We start from the raw sequence: 3,876 nt of genomic DNA on the forward strand, positions 1-3,876 counted from the left end.
CGCCCGCGTAGGGGGCGTACGCCCCCCGCGCGGGGGCGACCCGCAGACCGTCCGCCGTTGTGAACGACACCGGGACGACGTCGATCGCGATGAGCGGCTGTCGCGGGTCCGCCGCGGGGCCTTCGGTCACGCCGAGGCCCGACGGGCCGCGCGGGCTGCGCGCTCCTCGCGGAGCGTGGCCCGGACGTCCGCGAAGGACTGCAGGACCGTGAACCGACCGTCGACCCACACGGTCTGGAGGAGGCTGCTCGCCTCGTCATCCGGGCTCGCCTGGTCGGTCTGCCGGATCTCGCCGCTCGCGTCGCGGTGCAGGGCGATCCGTCCCTTCGCGCTCTTCTTGCCGCTGCCGGTCTTCGGGTCCTTCTGGATGTCGACCGGCTCGCCGTCGACGAGGGCCCAGGTCGCCTTCACGGCGCTGCCGAGGTTGTCGCGGGTCATGTACTGGTACGTGTAGGAGCCGATGCCGAGCACGATGTTGTCGCTCGCGTAGCCCTTGGCGGCGAGGCGCTCGTAGATCCGTCGGGCACGGTCGAGCGTGATGCTGTCGCCGTAGATCACGCCGACGTGCTGGTCGAGGACCTTGTAGCCCTTCGCGTTCACGGTGTGGCCGAACAGCTCGTCGAGGAGTTCGACGACGCCCTTCTCCTCGTGGCTCCGACCGTCGCGGAAGAGCTCGTCCTCCGGGACGCCGTGCACGGTGCCGGTGACGATGTCGACCGGGTCGCCCGAGTCGGGACGGATGACGAGCTTGCCGTCGCGGGCGGTGATGCGGTCCTTGAGCTGCGGGAGCGTCTCCGTGACGACCTTGAAGAGGTCGAACCCGTCGCTGACCGCCGAGACGATGCCGGTCGGGTAGACGTCGAGGATCTGCTCGAAGGTCTCGAGCTCGCCGTCGGCGCCGCGGACGCACATGACGCTGTGCTCGGTCGCGGGGACGCTCGCCCCGACCCAGCCGTTGTCGCCGGGGTAGTAGCGGTCGATGAAGTCGAGCGAGGGCATCGAGTCGGTGCCAAGGAACGAGAGCAGGTGTCCGGCGCCCGCGGCGGCCGCGGACTCGATGCTCGACTGCCCCCGGAACGAGAAGTCGTGCGCGGCGAAGTCGATGCTCGCGGGGTCGGCACCGGTGCGCTCGGCCCAGTCCTCCATGAGGTCGCGGTACTCGAGTGCCTTCGTCGCGACGGTCGACGGGTGCCAGATCGACGCCGACAGGGCGGTCTCGATGTAGTTCGGCAGCCAGAAGAACTCGTCGATCGTGTTCTCGATGGTCAGGGTCGCGACGCCGATCGGGGCGAGGGTGCCCTCGGGCAGGGCCTTGACGTCGAGCGGCAGGTACCCGAGCCGGTGCAGCGCTCGGACGTGGTCGGTCCCGATGTGGTTCGGGCCGAAGTAGCCCTGGAGTGCCTGCTCGAACAGGTCGGCGACCTCGTCCTCGTCGGCGGCGAAGAACGGTGCCCAGGCCTCGACGAGGTGGCGCTGGATGAACGCCTGCAGACCGAACACCACGGCGTGCGTCGACTCCGGCATGTGGCTGTTCGACCGGTTCGTCCAGTTGATGAGGATCCGGGTCGTGCCGGCCGGGTAGACCTGCCGGTGCGAGTGCTTGTAGCCGTCGACGGCGAGGAGCGGCGCGATCGGGCTCGCGGTGGTGATGCGGGGCTCGATGCCCGTCGTGGTGGTGGTCATCGGATCTCCTTCGTGAGGTACGGGCTGAGCGGGACGGTACGCAGGCCCGGCACGTCGTTCTGGGCCGGGTACGAGTCGGTGGTGACGATCTCGCCGAAGTGGTCGGCGAGCTGCGGGGCGCGGCCGGAGAAGACCCCGTGCGAGACCCAGAGGCCGAGCCGTTCCTTCGGCAGGCCGGTCGATCCGGCGAGCCCCGTGAACGTGCCGCCGCCGTCGCAGATGTCGTCGACGACGAGCAGGCGGCCGGTGTCCGGGAGCGGCTCGCAGGAGAACCCGTCGAGCTTCCCGGTGTCGGGGTTGCGGTGCTTCTCGGCGCGGAACAGGGGGAGCCCGGCGGTCTCGGCGACCAGCGATGCCCGGGCGACGGCGCCCTTGTCCGGCGCGATGATGCCGCTGTAGTCGGACCCGGCGAGGACGGCGTCGTGCACGACCTGCTCGCTCGGCACCACGGTGAGGCGCTCGACCAGGCCGACGATGACCGGCGAGTGCGGGTCGAACGCGATCACCTGGTCGATGCGGAAGCCGTTGAGGACGTCCGCGTAGACCTTCGCGCCGAACGGGAGGCCGCGGTCCTGCCGCGCGCCGGGGAGGTACGGGACGAGCGCGACCGACCGCGCGCCGCGCTGCCGGACGGCGTCCGCCCACATGCCGAGCACGAGGATGTCGTCGCCGCTGGTGCCGCGCAGGGTCGCGATCTCGGTGGTCGCCCCCGCGTCGGCGTCGTCCACGACCTTGACGTGGGCTTCACCCGCGGGGAACCGCATGGTGGAGAACGTCGGTGTCGTCGGTGTGCCCTGGGCGTCCCAGGTGCTGAGTTCGACTGCCATGGACCGACCGTACCACGGTAATTGTCAGTCCGACAAGTATCCGTCCGGACGTCCCGCCGCCGCCCGCCGCATCGCCCGCACCAGCACCGGCCCCGGCAGACGGAGGAGCCACCCGGGCACCAGCCCACGGACGACACGGAGCACCCGCACGGTCCGCTCGTACCGCCGACGCTCCCGTGGCCCCCACGCGAAGCCGTACTCGGCTCGCAGCCGATCCGGCAGCATGCCGACGGTCACGATCCGCACGAGCGGCATCGCCGCCCGCACCCACCACGGCGCNGACCGTGGGTGCAGCAGGTCCCGCACGACACCGCGGGCGTCGTCGGTGACGGTCAGCCGGTCGAGCGCCTCGTCCCGGTACCGGTCGAAACGCGCCACCGACCCCGGCCAGCGCGACGGCGGCACCCGGAGCGCGGTCCCGATCGGCGCGTAAGCCTGCAGGACCTCCTCGTCCCGCGCGGGGAACAACGCCGAACCGAACGCCCCGTGCGCCTGCCGCGCCGAGTCGAAGAGGGTCGCGGCGACCCAGAGCTGCCGGTCGACGTCGTCCGCGCCCTCGACGGGCACGTGCGCGCGGTCCACGAAGGCGGCCGCGGTGGCCGCGTCCGACGGCGTGCCCGAGATCACCGCGAAGACGAACGTCAGGGTGTGGGCGAGCCGCTGCTGCGGTCGGCTGGCGAAGTCCGAGTGCCGACGGACGCCCGCCGCGACCACCGGGTCCGCGATCTGCAGCAGGATGGCCCGGCCGCCGGCGGCGACCGGCGTGCTGTCCGCGAGCAGGCGGCGGAGCGCTCGGTCGCGACCGGGGGACGACCGGGAGGCACGGTTCGGGTCGTGCGCGGCGCCTCCCGTCCGGTCGGCGCCGATCGACCCCTCACTCGTCACGTCGGGCCCGGCGTCGGCGTGCGCGTGGTGCGACGTCGATCCAGATCGCCGTGCCGAGCGCGACGGCGCCGAGGACGACCGCGACGACGACGAACGTCGTGCTGCCGACGTCGCCGCGCGCCGCCGAGAGCAGGGCCGCCACGGTCCAGATGGCGGGCAGCGGCCACAGGACGCCCGAGCCGGCAACGACCGCGGCCAGGACGCCGACGACGAGGAGGGCGAGCCAACCGAGGTTCCCGACCGTGCAGGTCGGCCCTGCGGTCTGGGGTCCGCACGCCGTGACGCCGGAGCGGACGCCGGTCGTCGCGGCTGCGGCGATGAGCAGGAGACCGGCGACCGACACCAGCCGCGCCGCGCCGGGGTGCCGGCGCAGGCGCTGCTGGAGTCGGTGGATCACGCTCCGATGGTAGTCAGCGCGGACTTCAGAGCGGCTTGGTGCCGAGGTCGTTCCCGAGGTCGGGGTGGTCCTCGTCGCCGTCGT

General features: G+C 72.4%; 4 protein-coding genes. All 4 read right to left on the reverse strand.

The features are described 5' to 3' along the window. Window positions 1-126: 126 nt before the first annotated feature. A complete protein-coding gene (locus I59_RS16820) occupies window positions 127-1,683 on the reverse strand; it encodes a nicotinate phosphoribosyltransferase (protein WP_022904867.1) in 1,557 nt (518 codons plus the stop codon). Further along, complete coding sequence (locus I59_RS16825) at window positions 1,680-2,510, reverse strand: hypothetical protein (RefSeq protein WP_022904868.1); 831 nt, start codon at window positions 2,508-2,510, stop codon at window positions 1,680-1,682. The genes I59_RS16820 and I59_RS16825 overlap by 4 nt, the downstream gene beginning before the upstream one ends. Before the next feature lie 24 nt (window positions 2,511-2,534). Further along, window positions 2,535-3,395: an oxygenase MpaB family protein gene (locus I59_RS16830; protein WP_022904869.1), complete on the reverse strand. Its 861-nt coding sequence runs from the start codon at window positions 3,393-3,395 to the stop codon at window positions 2,535-2,537. Further along, window positions 3,385-3,792, reverse strand: a complete 408-nt coding sequence (locus I59_RS23025; protein ID WP_022904870.1) for a hypothetical protein — start codon at window positions 3,790-3,792, stop codon at window positions 3,385-3,387. Before I59_RS23025 ends, I59_RS16830 begins: the two co-directional genes overlap by 11 nt. Between the last annotated feature and the right edge of the window lie 84 nt (window positions 3,793-3,876).

Source organism: Curtobacterium sp. B8 (assembly GCF_000333315.1).
Classification (GTDB): domain Bacteria; phylum Actinomycetota; class Actinomycetes; order Actinomycetales; family Microbacteriaceae; genus Curtobacterium; species Curtobacterium luteum.

Coding starts and splice junctions, on each gene's coding strand:
- I59_RS16820 (WP_022904867.1), bottom strand. CDS start 1,683: ATGACCACCACCACGACGGGCATCGAGCCCCGCATCACCACCGCGAGC.
- I59_RS16825 (WP_022904868.1), bottom strand. CDS start 2,510: ATGGCAGTCGAACTCAGCACCTGGGACGCCCAGGGCACACCGACGACA.